A 15,946-nucleotide genomic window follows, 5' to 3' on the forward strand; every position below is an offset into this window, starting at 1 on the left:
CATGAGCGCCGACACGGCCGACACCCTGGGCGCCCTGGCACTGCTGCGGGTCGCGGGCATGCCGTGCGCCGCGTGGACGGCGGCCGGCGACCCCGCGCTGTTCGACCGGGTGGCCCGGCACGCCGGCACCGTCGATCGGCTGGCCGGCCGGGCGCGGGCGCTCGCCGAACGGGTCGGTACCCATCTCGTGCCGGACGACCGGCTCGGGGCCGCCGAGCGCGGTGCCGTACTGGCGCTGCGCCGCCGCCTGCACGCCGGGGAGGCGCCCGGCCCGGACGACTGCGCGCTGCTGGCCGCCCTGTCCGGCGTACCGGCGGCGGGGGCGCTGCTGGGCGAGGCGCGGTCGCTGCTGGAGGGCGCGCGGGAGGCCCGCGCGGAGGCGCGACGGCTGGAGGAGGCCGTGGCGGCGGAGCAGACCCGCGTGGGCACCCGCGCCTGGGAGTCCGCCCGGAACGACGCGGTGCTGCGGACGTTCCTGGCCGAGACCGCGCCCGGCGTCGTCGAGGACGTGGCGCGGCGGCTGGCCGACGGCGGCTCCTGGCAGGGCAAGCAGCTGCGGAAGCGGTCCGCGTACCTGTGGCGGGTGCTGGGCCGGATGGCCGCGAAGACGACACCGCGCGGCTGGGCCGGGCATGTCGCGGCGGCCCCGGTGGGCGGCGCGGACGGCGCCGGGACGCTGCTCGCGGGGCGGGCCGCGCTGGGCGCCGTCGCCCTGGGGGAGGTGGAGAACGTCCACCTCGTACGCACAAGTGCCGCGCCCGTGGACCTGCTCGACGCCCCGCCGGCGACGCTGCTGGCGCCCGCGCCGCTGCACTTCACGGCGGGCGACCCGGCCGACGGGACGGCGGTGCTGCGCTGCTGGGTGGTGGAGCCGCGCGATCCGGGGCGCCTGCGCGAGGTCGTCCTGCGGCGCACCGGGGCGCTGGCCCGGGTCCTGGCGCTGCTCGCGGACGGACCTGTGGCACTCGGCGACCTGGAGAAGGCGCTGGCCGCCGGGGCGGCGGGCACGCGCCCCGCGGACCCCGCGGTGCTGCGCGGGTTCCTGCGGCACCTGGCCGGGGTGGGCGTCCTGCAGGTGTGCGCGGCACCCCGGCAGCGGTACGGGGCGTGGACGCCGCCGGGCGCGGAGCTGCCGCGTCCGGCGGGGGCGGCGGAGCACGGCCTGCGGCCGACCGGGCGGGCCGGGGCGGCGGCCGGGCTTCCGCGATCGGCAGAGACGGCGGCGACCGCCGAGCGGCCGCAGGGTACCGGCGCGGCGGGTGCGGTGGCGGGCGAACGGACCGGGGGCGCCGCGGGGTCGTGCGGGCCGTCGCACGGCGCCGAGGCGGCGGGGCGCGGGGAGCGTCCGGGCGGCGCGGAACCGGCCCGTGAGCCGCGGGCCGCCGAGGCGGCGGGGCGGTGGTTCGTGGACGTGTACCGGCGGGCGGACACCGTCGTCGCGGCGCGCGCCGCCGACCGGGTACAGGACGCGGTGCGGGTCGCCGCGCGGATCGCCGCGCTGCGGGAGGCCGCCGTGGAACCTCCGGCGGAGGTGCCGTGGCGGATCGGTCCGGAGCCCCGTCCGGTGAGCGAACTCCTCGCCGAGCGGCTCGCCCCCGCCGAGGGCCCCGCCCCCGTCGCGCTCCGGGCGTACGCGGGCTGGCCCGGGACGGACGCCGCCGGCACCCCGTACGGCGCGCTGCTCGGCCACCTCGCCGCCCACGCCGCCGAGGAGCGGGTCGACCTGGACGACGGGCTGCTGGACGCGCTCGGCGCGCCGCCCGCCGACGAGGCGCTGCCGCCCTGGCCGTACGACTGCCTGCTGCGGCCCCTGCCGGGCGGTGCGGGCGGCGCGCTCGCCGTACTGGAGACGGCGTCCCCGGCGGGCGTACTGGACGCGCGGTTCGCGGACGGGATGCGGGCGCTGGACGGCGGCTACGGGGCGGCCGACGCGTACCGGGCCTTCCTCGCGGACCTGGAGCGGCGCACGGGCGTGCGGTTCGTGGAACTGCTGGTGCCGCCGCTCGCCGAACGCGCCGCGAACGCCGTGCGGCGCCCCGTCGTCACCTCCTGGTGGACCGGCGACCCGGACCCGACGCCGTACTACGGCCCGGCGGGCGGTGAGGCGCGGTACCTGCCGCTGGACCGGATCACGGTGCGCGTACGGGACGGGCTGCTGGTCGCCGAGGCGGACGGGCGGCGGATCGTGCCGGTCCACCATGCGACGCGCAGCCCCGCGCCGCCGTACGACGTGCTGACGCGACTGCTCCTGACGGCAGGTCTCCCGGCGACCCGCCGGATGGTGCGCCTCGACGGCCTGGAGGCCGCGCTGCCCAAAGCCGCGCGGCTGCCGAGGCTGACGGTCGCGGGCGGCACGCTCGTGGTGGCCCCGGCGACCTGGCGGCTGGACCGCGCCCGGCTGTGGCACCCCCGCGACGGCGCCCTGGCGAAGGTGCGCGCGCTGGCGGTGCTGCGGCGCTCCGCCGGACTGCCCCGCCACGTCTTCCTGCGCACCGCGCCCGGGGCGAAGCCCGTCCCGGCCGATCTGGACTCCGTGACCGCCGTCCCGCTGGTCGAGCGCCTGTGCGCGCAGCGGGCGGGCGGCGAACTGTACGCCGAGGAGATGCTGCCCGGACCGGACGGCCTGACCCTGCGCGACCCGCTGCACGGCGGGGCGCCGGTCGCCGCACAGGTCCTGCTGCGCCTCCCCCACCGCGCCCGTCCGGAGCAGCTCGCCGCGCAGGCCGCGGCCACGCTGCTGCCCGGCGAGGCGCCCACAGGCGTCCCCGGCCCGACCGTCCCGCGTGGGCGGCGGTCCCCTGGGGCGGTCAACACCTCATGAGGAGACAGAAGCAAGCAACGACAACCACGAAAGGCGGGACCACCATGCCCCAGACCCTCGAACTCACCGACCTGGACAACCTGATCGACGACCTCGACGCGCGGATCACCGAGACGGAGCTGCCGGAGACGCAGGCGTACACGGCCGGCTGCAGCGGCCTCTGCACGATCATCGTCTGCGCCACGGTGGTCATCTGCGGGTGACCGCAGCGCACCACAGGAGCCGCCCGTCCAGCGGGCGGCTCCGCCACGCCCCCTGGGACCCGCTGTGAAACCTGGCCCCCGGTCGGACCCTTCCGACCAGGACACGGGACTGGCCCCCGGCACGCGGAAAGCGACACCCGGGAAGCGAGAAGCGAAGCCCGACACCCGAAACCAACCGTCCTCATCCGCCACCTGTCACCGGCGATCCGCCCTCTTTTCCCGCAGGCACGCGATCCGAGGAGCACCGTGCAGCCAAGGCCCCGACATCCCGCCCGTACCCCCGTCGCCCCGCCGGGCGCGGCCCGCCTCGCCGCGCACGTCCCGGACAGCCGGCCCGTCCCGCACGCTGCTGACAGCCGGTCCGACGCGCTCGACCTCGCCGTCCGCTGTCTGACCCGCTGGGCCGCCGCGCCCGACGGCGACGGGGCCGCGCCCATTCCGTCGGACCCCGGCGTACCCGTGCTCGCCCACGTGGTGGCGAGCGCCGACGGCGCCACACCGGAGGACGTCCACGCCGCCGCGCACGCCGTCGCCGTCTGGGCGCGCGGCGCGGGGCGGGGCCCCGGCCACACCGGGCTCTACGACGGCGGACTCGCCGGCACGCTCGTCGGCCTGCGCCTCGGCGCCGCCCTCCACCCCGGCCTCCACCAGGTCGCCGACCGGCTGCGCGACCGTCTCGTCGACACGGCGGCGACACGCGAGAGCCGCACCGAGGGCGTACGGCTGGCCGACTACGACCTGATCGTCGGCCCCGCGGGCGGCCTCCTCGCGCAGTGCGCCGGGGTACGCCCCGATCCCGTCCACCTCGCGCCGTACCGGGACCGGCTCACCGCCCTGTGCGACAGCGACGACCTGTGGCGGCTGCGCACCGACGGGTACGAGCGGCACCCGCACCTCGCGTGGCTGCAGGGGCGTATCAACACCGGCATGGGGCATGGCGCCGCCGGGGTGGCCACCGCGCTGACCGCCGCCGTACGGCACGCGGGTCCGGAGGCCGCCGGGGCGCTGCGCCGCGTCACGGGGTGGCTGGAGCGCCAGGAGTACGAGGACGGGCGGGGACTGCGCACCTGGCCGGGCGCCGGGCTGGACGGGCGGATCCCCTCGCGGGAGGCCGCGCCCCGGCAGGCGTGGTGCTACGGGGCGCCCGGCGTGGCGTGGGCGCTGTGGGACGCCGCCAACGCGCTGGGCGACGAAGCGGCCGCGGACCGGGCGGCCCAGGTGTTCACACGGCTGGCCGAGCGGTACGACGAGGGCTTCCACCTGTACGGCGAAGGGCCCGCCGACCTGCTGGGCCTGTGCCACGGGGCGGCGGGCGTGCTGGTGGTGGCCGACGCGTTCGCCCGGCACGCCGGGCACGAGGGGGCGGCGCGGCTGCGGGAGCGGCTCGCCGTACTGCTGGCCGCGCGGCTGCCGGAGGCGTTGGCGCCGCAGGCCACGGGCCCGGGTACGAGCCCGGCCGGCCCCGGATCGGGGGCCGCACCGGATGCGCCCGGCTCGGGGCCCGCGCCCGGAGCGGGCGGGACCAGGCCGGCGGCACCCTGCTGGCCGGCGGATCTGCTGACGGGCGCGCCGGGAGCGCTGGCCGCCCTGCTGACGGCGGCCCGCGGGGCATCGCGGGCGTGGCTGCCGTGCCTGGGCCTCCGCTAGGAGCGGCAGTCGCGCGGGGCGCACGCGGATCGCGCCACGGTTCCGCTGCGGGCGGGCGTTCCGCCGGGGCGGTGCCGGCGGCACGGCGGGCAGGGGGCACCGGGGGCGGAGGGGCACGGGGGCTCACCCGTCTGCCACGGGGCGGCTCGGGCGGGCCGCGAGGCCGGGTCCGCTGAGGCAGACTGAGGGCATGGGCGTCCCCACTGCCCCGGAAGCACCGTCGCAACGGTTCCCTCCGGACCCGGAGAGCGCCGCGCGGGCCCGCCGGTTCGTGCGGGCCGCTCTGGGCGATGCCGCACCGGGGACCGCACCCGACCTGCTGGACACCGCCGAACTGCTCACCAGCGAACTGGTGACCAACGCCGTGCTGCACGCCCGCACCGACATCGACGTGTCCGCCGGCGCGGCCGACGGCCGGGTCCGCGTCGCGGTGCGGGACCACCGTCCGACGCGGGTCCTGGTGCCGCAGGACTGCCCTCCGTACGCCGGTACGGGGCAGGGCCTGGCGCTCGTCGAGCGGCTGGCGTCCCGGCACGGCGTCGAAACGGGCGACACGGCCAAGACCGTGTGGTTCGAACTGTCGCCGGGCCCGGCCCCGCACCCCACGGCGTGGCGGAACCCGGAGCCGCCGGCCGAGTCCGCCGAGACGGTCACGCTGGTCGACGTACCGGGGGCCCTCTACGCCGCGGCGCAGCAGCACCGGCACGTCCTGCTGCGCGAACTGGAGCTCGCCGCGGCCGCCGGGGAACACCACGTACCGCCGGAGGACCTGGTCACGGCGCAGGACATCAGCAACGTGATCAGCGCGTGCGTGACGGCCGCGCTGCGCGACGAGCCCGTCGAGGGGGAGATCCGCTCCCTGCCGCTGGCCGTGCCGGCCGACGCGGGACCTGCGGTGGAGACCCTGAGCCGCGTTCTGGACGTGGCCGAGCAGGCCGCGCGTGAGGAGCGGCTGCTCGCCCTGCCCGCGCTGCCCCGCAGCCGCGTCTTCCACACCTGGCTGTTCGACGAGATCACCGGCCAGCTCACGGGCACGCACCCCACCGCCTGGACGGTCGTGCCGCGCGATCCGGGCGCCGGGCCCGCGGAACCGGCGCCGTGGGACGCCGCGCACGTCCAGGCCAGCAGGGTCCCGACGATCGCCGCCGACGAGCAGAACCGCATCATCGCCGTGAACGGCCCCGCCGCCGACCTGGTCGGCTGGCACGCCGACGACCTCGTCGGGCGGCCGCTCCCCACGCTCATCCCCGAGCACCTGCGGGAACGGCACATCGCGGCGTTCACGTCGCTGCTGCTGAGCGGGCAGCCCCGCATCCTGGGCCGCTCGGTCCCGCTGCCCGCGCTGCACCGCGACGGCCGGCTCGTACCGGTGCGACTGTTCATCCAGACGCAGGAGACGGCGGACGGCCGTACGGTGTTCGTCGCGCAGATGTCCCCCCGCGCCGCCGCGCCGGGGCCCGCCTCGCGCCGCCCCGGCAGACGCCCCGCCGCCGCGCCCCAGGAACACGCCGCTCCCCCGTCCGCCCCACAGCACCCGGCCCCCGCCGGCCGGCGCGGCGAGGCAGTCCTGCCCGCGCTGGAACGCCTGTCGCTGCTGGCGGAGACCGGCGCCGCGATGAGCAACGCCCCGGACCTGGACGACGGCCTGCAACACGTCGGCCGGATCCTCACCGAACGCCTCGCCGACTGGTGCGCGATCGACCTGTTCACCGAGGACGCGCTGCTCGAACGGGCGCGTGTGGTCCACCGCGACCCGGGCGACCTGTGCATGGAGGAGTTCGAGGGCGCGCTGCCGCCGCTGACGGACGCGGCCCGCGGCCCCCTGGCGCGGGCCCTCAGCGGCGCCGGGCCGCTGCTGCTCGCCGACTCCCCGCCGCCCGGTGAGGCGGCGAGCCCGCTGGACGCCCACTACCGGGAGCTGTTCGGGCGGCTGGAGACGGTGAGCGCCATCGTCGCGCCGCTGCGGGCCCGACGGGAGATCCTCGGCGCGCTGACCGTGGCCCGTACGGACCGGGACCGGCCGTTCACCGAAGGGGATCTGTCGCTCATCGACGACCTGGGCCGCGCGCTCGCCCTGGGCGTCGACAACGCGCGCCTGTACCAGGAGACCCGGAACATCGCCGAACGGCTCCAGCGGTCCCTGCTGCCCGTACTGCCGGAGGTCGCCCATCTGGAACTGGCGGCCCGCTACGCCGCGTCGTCCACCACGGCGCAGGTCGGCGGCGACTGGTACGACAGCTTCATCCTGCCGAGCGGCGACACGGCGCTGGTCATCGGCGATGTGACGGGGCACAACCTGGACGCGGCCATCGCCATGAGCCAGCTGCGGAGCATGCTGCGCGGTATCGCCGTCGACCGGCAGGAACCCCCGGAGACGGTACTGCGCCGCCTCGACATGGCGAACCACACGCTGTACCGGGAAGCCACGGCGACGTGCATCTACGGGCTGCTGAAGGGCCCGGCGGAAGGCCCGTGGGAGCTGGTGCACTCGTCGGCCGGGCATCTGCCGCCGCTGCTGACGACGGACGACGGCCACACCCGTTTCCTGGAGGACGGGTCCGGAGTGCTGCTCGGCATGGACCCGGACATGCCCCGCCCCCGCGCGAAGGACGCCGTCCCCGCCAACGCGACGGTACTGCTGTACACCGACGGCCTGATCGAGCGCCGCGACGAATCGCTGGACGACGCCATGGAACGCCTGAGCCGCCACACCGCCGCCCTGGCCCGCGAACCCCTCAACGTCCTGTGCGACGAGCTCCTGATCGGCCTGGGCGCCGACAGCGACGACGACATCGCCATCCTCGCGGTCCGCCCCACCGCCCCTCGATGACCCCGGCCCCGGCCGCCGGCCCCAGGCCCCCGGGTCGGCGGCCCGCGCCCGAGGCGCATGCCGGACGGCCCGGCCTTCGGACCACCCGCAGAAGGGTCGCCATCGACGCGGACGTAGTGCGGCGGGCGCTGCCTGAGAGGTCGTCGCGTCTGGTGGGGCGCTGCGAGCTCGGGGGGGGGCGGGCGGCATGCCGTCGCCCCCCCCGAGCGGGTCGGTGGCGTCAGGGTTGCCGCGTCGGGGGCAAGGAGAGGTAGAGGCGAGTGCCTTGCGGTCGGTAGCCAACGCGCTCGTAGACGCGGCGGGATCCTTCTCCGGAGTACTCCAGCCAGACTGATCCGGCTCCCCGGGCGAACATCGCCTCGGTCAGCGCGGCGGTTACCGCGGCGGCGATACCGCGCCCCCGGTAGGCGGGGCGGGTGCCGACGCCGGACAGCTCTGCGGTGCCCTCGGCCGGCGGGGAACAGGACGCCCCGCCGACGATGCCGCCCTCCGGGTCGCGGACGAAGCGGACCGCTCCGCCGCTCCGCTGGGTGCGGCGCAGTCGGGCCGCACCCTGCGGGGAGGGCGCGAAGACGCCACCGAATGCCTCGGCCAACGCGGCGTCGAGCTCGGCGAACTCCTCTTCGGTGGCCGGGCTCTCCACACGCGGAGAGTCGGCGGATTCGGGGGCTGTCAGCGTGTGGGGTGTGCAGACGAGGTATTCGTGCACCGCCTCGGTGGCGAAGCCCGCCGCCCGCAGGGCCGGTGCCACGGCCGGGGCGGCCTGCGGGGCGAACTCCAGTCGGGGCAGCAGACCCCGCTCCCGGAAGACCCCGATCAAGGCCGCGACGTCTTGCTCCATCGGCTTGGCGCCGGGCAGCGGGGTCGCGTAGTTCATGTCGGGGTTGTCGGTATCGGGGGTGAATCCGGCGACGAAGCCACCGGTCTCGACGACCACGGGGCGGCGGCGGAGATTGGCGACGGCAAAGCTCTGGACCTGGATGTCCATGGTGGGTATCGACCTCACGAAGTCTCGGGAGCCCCTGGCGAACGCGGGACGTTCGGGGCGCGGGAGCGTGGCGGTGCGTCAGGCACCGCGTCGTGGGGCCGCCGTGTGGAACAGCGTGGCACGCTGAGGCCGCTGCGGAGCAGGCGCTCAGGGCCGACGGCGGCCGCTGGGGGACGCCGAGAACATTGGCTTCATTCCTCACCGTGAGTGTGTCTGCGAGGTCGCGGAGCGCGGCACACTGTTCCAGGACCGACCGGAGCAGGCAAGCGGATTTCCCAGGAGGGCCCGGGCGGGCGACGGGCTCGGACGGGAGACTGCGGCCGCCATCCGCCCCGCCGCTCAGCGTGACCGTCCGCTCAGCGTGACCGTCCGCTCAGGGCCTCTCCGCTCGGCGGCGGGGCGTGAGGCGTTGCAGGGTGCGGCGCAGGACCCGGCCGATCAGCCAGCGCTCCTCGTACAGCACGCGGCCGACGAGTGCGCCGCCGAAGACGACGAAGCCCACTCCCACCAGCCATGACTGGATGACCAGGACCGTGCCGACGGGGCCGTACGCCACCGCGTTGGAGGCGATCAGCGGCGAGAACACCAGGTGCGAGAAGACCCAGAGGCCCGCCAGCCCGATCACCGTGGACACCGCACCCGGCAGCAGTGCGCCCCATGGCACCCGGCCGCCCAGGAGCAGTCGCTGCGACCACCAGAAGAACACCAGCGCGCTGGCCACCGCCACGGTGATCCGCCAGGTCAGGTCGCCCACGTCGGTCGGCTGGGCAGCCACGTGGGACGACAGGAGCAGGTAGCCGATGAGCGCGGCGAGCCACACCAGGTGCCGCCACATCGTGTGCCAGCGGGCCGGCGGAACCTCCCACACCTTCTCGTACCCGGTCTGGACGACGCCCCCGAAGGTCACCCCGAACGCCGCGAGCGCCGCCAGACCGAAACCCGTCGTCGACTCCAGGGCCGAGGCGGGAGCGGCGAACACCCGTTCCACCTCGTCCCGCGACGCCTCGCTCACACCGAGGCCCTCCGCGAGCCACTGTGCGAAGCCCTGGCCGCCTGCGGGGTCGGCTGCCGCGACCACGATGAGGAGCGGGACGAGGGTCAGCAGGCCGAGCGCCGCGAAACCCATGGCCCGGTGCATCAGCTCCAGGTCCTTGCCACGCCGCCACCCCCGCCCGAAGGGCGAGCCGCGGAACGAGCCGTGTATCCGGTGGAACCACCACATACGTCTCGCATACCCCGGCGGCACCGCTCCGGTCCGCAGACCCACCGAGCACTACCCGATCGACACCACCCCGCCTTGGCCGAGACCACCCAGGCCGCCCCGCGCCGGCCGAGGCCCCCGCCCGCGCTCTCGTCCCCGTCCCCGCAGGGCCGACGGGCCGGTGCGCTCATGCGTCCGTGCGCCGTGCCCGCACACCGCGCCCGCGCCTTCTCGTCACGTCACGTCACTCGATCCTCCTCGTGTCCCGTCACCGGTCGTCCGTGGTCCGCCGCCATCCGACACCCCTCTCCTGGCGCCCGCCTCCCCAGCAGGCCTCGGCCGCCCCAGGCCTCGGCCTCACCTGCCGCCCGCCGCACCTGCCATCGATCGTCTGTCGCCCACCGCCCGTCGTCCGCCCCCCTTCGTCCGTCACCCGTCGCCCGCCGTCGCCGTGGAAGGGCGCCCGCCGCAACCCCCGGCTCTTGGTTGTCGTCTGCCCGGGAGACCGGTGGGGGGCGTCCCCCGTATGACAGGCGTCGGTGTGAATGTGTCGTCGGACCCGTGAGCGACAATGAACTGATCCTTTTTCATGAGAATCAGCGCCAGGTCCGTACGCGTACGATCAGAGGTGATCACAGGTGTCGAGGCCCGCACATGCCCCGCGCCTCCTCCACGTGCCGTTCGACCCGGTGGCACGCAGCTCAGAGGCCGACCCGGCAGCGTAGGGAGCCAGCCCGTGTTCTATTACCTGCTCAAGCACGTGCTCCTCGGGCCGCTGCTGCGTCTGCTGTTCCGGCCGAGGACCGAGGGGCTGGAGCACATTCCGGAGACAGGGGCGGCCATCGTGGCGGGCAACCACCTGTCGTTCTCGGACCACTTCCTCATGCCGGCCGTACTGAAGCGGCGCATCACGTTCCTGGCCAAGCAGGAGTACTTCACCGGGCCGGGCCTGAAGGGCCGCCTGACCGCGGCGTTCTTCCGCAGCGCGGGGCAGATCCCGGTGGACCGGTCCGGCAAGGAGGCCGGCCAGGCGGCGATCCGCGAGGGCCTGCAGGTGCTGTCGCGGGGCGAGTTGCTCGGCATCTACCCGGAGGGCACCCGCTCGCACGACGGGCGGCTGTACAAGGGCAAGGTGGGCGTCGCGGTGATGGCGCTGAAGGCAGGGGTGCCGGTGGTGCCGTGCGCGATGGTCGGCACGTTCGAGATCCAGCCGCCCGGCAAGGTGCTCCCCAAGATCAAGCGCGTCACGGTCCGGTTCGGGGAGCCTCTGGACTTCTCCCGCTTCGCGGGCATGGAGAACGAGAAGGCCGTCGTCCGCGCGGTGACCGACGAGATCATGTACCGCATCCTCGACCTGTCCGGCCAGGAGTACGTGGACGAGTACGCCGCCGCCGTGAAGGCGGCCGCCCCGGTGGAGCCCGCGACGCCCCCGGCCCCGGACCGCCCGCGCGGCCTCCGGCGCCTCCTGCCGCGACGCGCCCGCCGCGACTGAACGCCAGACCGGACCCACGCCCGTCCGCACCCGTCCCCACCCGCCGTCGCCCCGCCCCGCCCCGCCCGGCAGCGTTCCGGCGTACGGGCTCCGCACACCCATGCCCTTGATGCGCATCGCCGTCCGCGCGCCACACGGGGGCACGCCCGTACGCCACATGACGGAGCCGCCCCGGCATCCCGGCATCGACGAGCCGCGCCCCCGCCCGCCCCGGTCGGGGGCGCGCGGCGTGCGGCGGTGAGCGGGCGGGCGCCCGTCAGTCCCCGTAGGGGCGGTGCTCGGCGGCGATGCCGAAGCGGCGGTGTTCGCGGGGAGCGGACGGCGCCTCGCGCAACTCCGACACCGAGCCGACCGCCCGCTCGTCGGGCGCCTCCTGGGGCGATTCGAGTCGTTCCAGGTCAGCGGCGGAGACGAGCGCCACCAGCGGTTTGCCGTGGCGGGTGACGACGACGCGCTCCCCGCCGTAGACGACGCGGTTGATCAGATCGGCGAGCTCTGCCCGGGCTTGCGTCACCGGAATCTCGTAGGCCATGCTCCCATTCTAACGGTCTGTACATCCTGTACATTTTTTACGGATGGAGGCATCCCGTCATGACCCCGCACGCCCGCTATGTCCTCCCCGAGTTCACCGAGCGCACCAGTTGGGGCACCCGCACCCTCGACCCGTACTCCAAGCTCCTCGAGGGGCGGATCATCCTCCTCGGCACGCCCGTGGACGCGACGGCCGCCAACGACGTGGTGGCCCAGCTGATCCACCTGGAGTACGCGGCGCCGGACCAGGACATCGCCCTGTACATCAACTCGCCGGGCGGACCGGTCGACGCGATGACCGCCATCTACGACGCCATGCAGCTGATTTCCTGCGACGTGGCCACCACCTGCATCGGGCAGGCCGCGTCCACCGCCGCCGTCCTGCTCGCGGCCGGCGCGCCCGGCAAGCGCGCGGCCCTGCCCGGCGCACGGGTGCTGCTCCGGCAGCCCGAGCTGGCCGAACCGCTGCGCGGCCAGCCCTCCGACCTCGACCTCCAGGCGCGGGAACTGACACGCCAGCACGAGCTGCTGGTCGACGTACTGGCCCGGCACACCGGGCGGGAGCGCGACCAGGTGGTCGCCGACCTCGACCGGGACCTGGTCCTCGACGCGGCCGGCGCACGGGAGCACGGCGTGGTGGACCACGTGCTGCGCACCCGGGAGGGGTGACCGTGCGTCCGCCGGAATTCCCTCCCCTGCCGGCCCTCACGCGGGCGGAGTGCGCCTATGTCGACGCGTTCCTGGAGGCCGTCGACCTGCTGGGACGCCTCAACCCGGCGCGCGCCACGCACACGTACGGCGCTTTGCGGGCCGCGCAGGCACTGGTGGGCCGGGCCGTCGCGCTGCGCGACGCCCTGACGCTGATGCACGAGCGGGGCGAACGCGAGGTGCACGCCGAGACGCTGGCGCGTGCGCTGCGCGCGCTGGACGGCGAGCGGCGCGCCCTGCGGGTGACGGTGCCTCACGATGCGTCACCCTGACGGGTTTCGGGGACCCGGCCGGGGGACGGCCACTGGACCGTTCGGCTGAGGCGAAAGGACGAACTTCGACGGGGACGAGTTGCGGACCGGCGGTAGGCGTCGGGCCGTCGCGGGTCGCGATGCCGCAGGTACGAGGCTCAGCCGTATCCGGCGGGTCGGCCGGGAAACACTGCCGTCCACCCGTTCGGAGCAAGCGTGACGAGGCTCACACCGCCCCGTCGCAGCTCCCGATTCCGGGGCGGTGCGGGAAAGATCCGTCACGACGACAAGCCCCCGCCACCCCGGCGGGGCGGTCCGGGCGGAACGCCGAGTCCTGCCGCCGTCCGGACGACTGGTCGACATCAGTGGATCGGCAGGAGTGGAGGACCCGAGCAGTACGGGGCGACCCCCGCACACGGAGTGCGGCCCGGTGTCCCTTGGGGTGAAGCCGCGTCAGCGGCCGGGCATCTTCGTCCTGTCCGAACCCGACAGGCAATCCTTCACAGGCGGGTTGACGAAGGGTACTGCATGTCCGCGACGCAGAATCAGGTCCCGGTACCGTCCTCCCCCTGCCATCCGATGCCGGCCCGGATCGCCCGGGCCCTGTCCGCTCTCACGCTGCTCGCGGTGGGCGGCACGCTCGTCGCACCCGCCGCTCCGGAGGCGCACGCCGCTCCGGCCGCCGCGGGCAAGGCGTTGAAGGTCGCGGCGTCGAAGAAGGGCGCCCCGTACCAGTGGGGGGCGGCGGGCCCGCACCGCTTCGACTGCTCGGGGCTGACGCTCTACTCGTACAAGCGCGCCGGGAAGAAGCTGCCCCGCACCGCGCAGGGCCAGTACAACAAGACGCGCAGGGTGGCGAAGTCGGACCGGCGCCGGGGCGACCTGGTGTTCTTCCACGGGCGCGGCGGCGTGTACCACGTCGGCATCTACGCCGGGAACAACCGGATCTGGCACTCGCCGAAGACCGGTTCGTGGGTGAAGCTCGACCGGATCTGGACGCGGTCCGTCTCCTACGGCCGGGTGCGCTGACCGCACGTCAACTGCTGCCTGCTCCCCCGGGCCACGTCGCCGCCTGCCGGCACGGCCTGCTCCGTCGGTTCGTCGCCGTCCGCCGACACGCGCCGCTTCCGCCTGCGCGCGCCGCTTGCACCGGCACGGTGCGCCCCCGCAGCACGTCACATCCGCCGGAGGCGACCGCGCAGGCACCAAAGGTCAGCCCTGCAGCGGCGCCTTCCAGGGGAGCGCGATCCACACGGTCTTGCCGCCCTGCTCGGTCGGCGTCACCGTCAGCCGGCCGCCGTATTCGGCGGCCAGCCAGCGGATGATGACCATGCCGCGGCCGTTGTCCTGCTGCGCGGCCGCGGGGAGGCGCCTCGGATAGCGCGGGTGGCTGTCGGTGACGCCGATGCGCAGCCACTCGTGCCGTTCGAGGCGCACGTCGACGGTGAAGTCGGGTGACTGGCCGCGCGTGTGCTGGACGGCGTTGGTGGCGAGTTCGGAGACGATCAGGCGGATCGTTTCGGCGGTGTCGCTGCCGCCTGGCAGACCCCACTCGGCCAGCACGTCGGCCACATATCTGCGGGCGGTGGAGACCGAGGCGGGATCGCTCGGCAGGGTGACGGACGCTTCTTGATGGTCGGCCATGGCGACGCTGTCCCTTTCCCACCGGGCCGGACTCCGGCATGCCGTGGATTGCCGGTCAAACGGTCCCGGACTGTGCTTCGCGCCAGACTGCCACTTATGTCGTGCTTACGGGAGGGCTCCGCCGAGATAGGCGCCCGCCCGTCGCCCGAAGTGGTGAACGCTGCGACGGGAGAGCGGTTTCCGGCGGCGCCGTCCGGACGGTGTCACCGGCGGACGGTATCCGCCGAGGGTTCAAGGGGCGGCGGCGCGGTGCGGGCGGGACCACCGCCCCGGACCGGATTCGCCGTGCGCTCAGCGGGACGGCGGCGCCGTGCGCAGGATCGTGGCCACGGCCCGGTCGATCTGCTCGTCGGTGAGATCGGCGCGGGCCGTGAGCCGCAGCCGCGACACCCCGTCCGGCACGGACGGCGGGCGGAAGCAGCCGACGGCCACGCCCTCGGCGCGGCAGTCCGCCGCCCACTGGAGCGCCTCGTCCGGGGACGGTGCCCGCACCGACACGACCGCCGCGTCGGGCCGTACGGCGGTGAGCCCCGCGGCGGCCAGCCGGGCGTGCAGGGTCGCGGCGACCGTACGGGCGCGGCCCGCGAGGTGCGGTTCGCGGCGCAGCAGGCGCAGGCTCGCCAGGGCGGCGCCCGCGGCGGCCGGGGCGAGGCCCGTGTCGAAGATGAACGTACGGGCGGCGTTCACCAGGTGCTCGATGACGCGGGCGGGGCCGAGGACGGCGCCGCCCTGGCTGCCCAGGGACTTGGAGAGCGTCAGGGTGGCCACGACGTCGGGCGCGCCCGCAAGGCCGGCGGCGTGGAGGGCGCCCCGGCCGCCGTCGCCGAGGACGCCCAGGCCGTGCGCGTCGTCCACGACGAGGGCGGCGCCGTGCTCCCGGCAGGCCGCGGCGAGCTCGCCGAGGGGGGCGGCGTCCCCGTCCACGGAGAACACCGAGTCGCTGACGGCCAGGGCGCGGCGGCCGGGGTGGGCGTGGAGGGTCTTGCGTACGGCGTCGGGATCGGCGTGCGGGACGACGGCGGTCTCGGCGCGCGACAGGCGGCAGCCGTCCACGATGGACGCGTGGTTGCCGGCGTCGGAGACGATGAGGGAGCCGTGCGCGGTGAGCGCGGTGAGCGCGGCGAGGTTGGCGGCGTAGCCGGACGAGAAGACGAGGGCGGCCTCGAAGCCGCAGAAGCCGGCGAGTTCCCGTTCCAGTTCGGCGTGGAGGGCTGTCGTGCCGGTGACGAGCCGGGAGCCGGTGGCGCCGGCGCCCCAGCGGCGTGCGGCCTCGGCCGCCGCGCCGGTGACCTCCGGGTGGCGGGTGAGGCCCAGGTAGTCGTTGCTCGCCAGGTCCAGCAGGTCGGCGTCGGCGGGGCGGGGGCGCAGGGTGCGGACGAGCCCGGCGGAGGCGCGGCGGCGGGCCTCGGCGTCGGTCCAGTCGAACGGGCCGGCCGCTTCGGTCCGGTCGAACGGGCCGGCGGCGTCGGTCCGTCCGGACGGCGTCGCGGGCAGGGCGTCGCCGGGCGTGGCCTTGGGCATGTCTGGTCCCCTTTGTAGGCAGCGCACAGACCCTAACGAAGAAGAGGCGTGGTCAGAGTGTGGTCATCCACACACCTCCGACGGCGCTCGTTGTCCGGTTCCTCCTTGG

13 protein-coding genes are annotated in these 15,946 nt (G+C 75.6%); 8 read left to right on the top strand and 5 right to left on the bottom strand.

Annotated elements, in window-relative coordinates; genetic code table 11:
• Nucleotide 1 precedes the first annotated feature (1 nt).
• From ACSUPT_RS02860 to ACSUPT_RS02875, 4 genes are all read left to right on the top strand, one after another.
• Nucleotides 2-2,821: a lantibiotic dehydratase gene (locus ACSUPT_RS02860; RefSeq protein ID WP_436943401.1), complete on the top strand. Its 2,820-nt coding sequence runs from the start codon at nucleotides 2-4 to the stop codon at nucleotides 2,819-2,821.
• 44 nt (nucleotides 2,822-2,865) lie between these two features.
• A complete protein-coding gene (locus ACSUPT_RS02865; RefSeq protein WP_351963769.1) occupies nucleotides 2,866-3,024 on the top strand; it encodes a hypothetical protein in 159 nt (52 codons plus the stop codon).
• Between the two features lie 246 nt (nucleotides 3,025-3,270).
• The gene (locus ACSUPT_RS02870; RefSeq protein WP_436943402.1) at nucleotides 3,271-4,671 is read left to right on the top strand and encodes a lanthionine synthetase LanC family protein; all 1,401 of its coding nucleotides are present in this window, start codon (nucleotides 3,271-3,273) and stop codon (nucleotides 4,669-4,671) included.
• 190 nt (nucleotides 4,672-4,861) lie between these two features.
• Nucleotides 4,862-7,501 carry a SpoIIE family protein phosphatase gene (locus ACSUPT_RS02875; RefSeq protein ID WP_399217906.1) on the top strand — a complete coding sequence of 880 codons (2,640 nt, stop codon included), beginning with the start codon at nucleotides 4,862-4,864 and terminating at the stop codon, nucleotides 7,499-7,501.
• Between the two features lie 220 nt (nucleotides 7,502-7,721).
• Here ACSUPT_RS02875 and ACSUPT_RS02880 read toward each other — a convergent pair whose 3' ends face one another.
• Together ACSUPT_RS02880 and ACSUPT_RS02885 are read right to left on the bottom strand one after the other, a co-directional pair.
• Nucleotides 7,722-8,489 (bottom strand): GNAT family N-acetyltransferase, encoded by a 768-nt coding sequence (locus tag ACSUPT_RS02880; RefSeq protein WP_436943403.1) that lies wholly within the window; start codon nucleotides 8,487-8,489, stop codon nucleotides 7,722-7,724.
• 373 nt (nucleotides 8,490-8,862) lie between these two features.
• A complete protein-coding gene (locus ACSUPT_RS02885) occupies nucleotides 8,863-9,711 on the bottom strand; it encodes a YhjD/YihY/BrkB family envelope integrity protein (protein ID WP_351963773.1) in 849 nt (282 codons plus the stop codon).
• 715 nt (nucleotides 9,712-10,426) lie between these two features.
• On the opposite strand from ACSUPT_RS02885, the gene ACSUPT_RS02890 reads away from it, so the two are divergent.
• Nucleotides 10,427-11,182, top strand: coding sequence for a lysophospholipid acyltransferase family protein (locus ACSUPT_RS02890; RefSeq protein WP_436943404.1), 756 nt, complete (start codon nucleotides 10,427-10,429; stop codon nucleotides 11,180-11,182).
• 256 nt (nucleotides 11,183-11,438) lie between these two features.
• Here the strand turns inward: ACSUPT_RS02890 and ACSUPT_RS02895 are convergent, their stop codons facing one another.
• Complete coding sequence (locus tag ACSUPT_RS02895; protein WP_351963775.1) at nucleotides 11,439-11,714, bottom strand: type II toxin-antitoxin system Phd/YefM family antitoxin; 276 nt, start codon at nucleotides 11,712-11,714, stop codon at nucleotides 11,439-11,441.
• 59 nt (nucleotides 11,715-11,773) lie between these two features.
• Between ACSUPT_RS02895 and ACSUPT_RS02900 the strand changes: the two genes are divergently transcribed.
• The 3 genes from ACSUPT_RS02900 (at nucleotide 11,774) to ACSUPT_RS02910 (ending at nucleotide 13,701) form a co-directional block, all read left to right on the top strand.
• Entirely contained in the window at nucleotides 11,774-12,382 is a 609-nt protein-coding gene (locus tag ACSUPT_RS02900) for an ATP-dependent Clp protease proteolytic subunit (RefSeq protein WP_404143460.1), read from the top strand.
• A gap of 2 nt (nucleotides 12,383-12,384) precedes the next feature.
• Nucleotides 12,385-12,693: a hypothetical protein gene (locus ACSUPT_RS02905; protein WP_351963777.1), complete on the top strand. Its 309-nt coding sequence runs from the start codon at nucleotides 12,385-12,387 to the stop codon at nucleotides 12,691-12,693.
• 558 nt (nucleotides 12,694-13,251) lie between these two features.
• Nucleotides 13,252-13,701 (top strand): C40 family peptidase, encoded by a 450-nt coding sequence (locus tag ACSUPT_RS02910; protein ID WP_399218184.1) that lies wholly within the window; start codon nucleotides 13,252-13,254, stop codon nucleotides 13,699-13,701.
• A gap of 183 nt (nucleotides 13,702-13,884) precedes the next feature.
• On the opposite strand, the gene ACSUPT_RS02915 is transcribed toward ACSUPT_RS02910, so the two are convergent.
• Together ACSUPT_RS02915 and ACSUPT_RS02920 are read right to left on the bottom strand one after the other, a co-directional pair.
• Nucleotides 13,885-14,316, bottom strand: a complete 432-nt coding sequence (locus ACSUPT_RS02915) for an ATP-binding protein (RefSeq protein ID WP_436943405.1) — start codon at nucleotides 14,314-14,316, stop codon at nucleotides 13,885-13,887.
• Between the two features lie 291 nt (nucleotides 14,317-14,607).
• The gene (locus ACSUPT_RS02920) at nucleotides 14,608-15,837 is read right to left on the bottom strand and encodes an 8-amino-7-oxononanoate synthase (RefSeq protein WP_436943406.1); all 1,230 of its coding nucleotides are present in this window, start codon (nucleotides 15,835-15,837) and stop codon (nucleotides 14,608-14,610) included.
• Nucleotides 15,838-15,946: the final 109 nt, after the last annotated feature.

The organism is Streptomyces sp. SudanB25_2051, assembly GCF_964272635.1.
Taxonomy (GTDB): Bacteria; Actinomycetota; Actinomycetes; order Streptomycetales; family Streptomycetaceae; genus Streptomyces.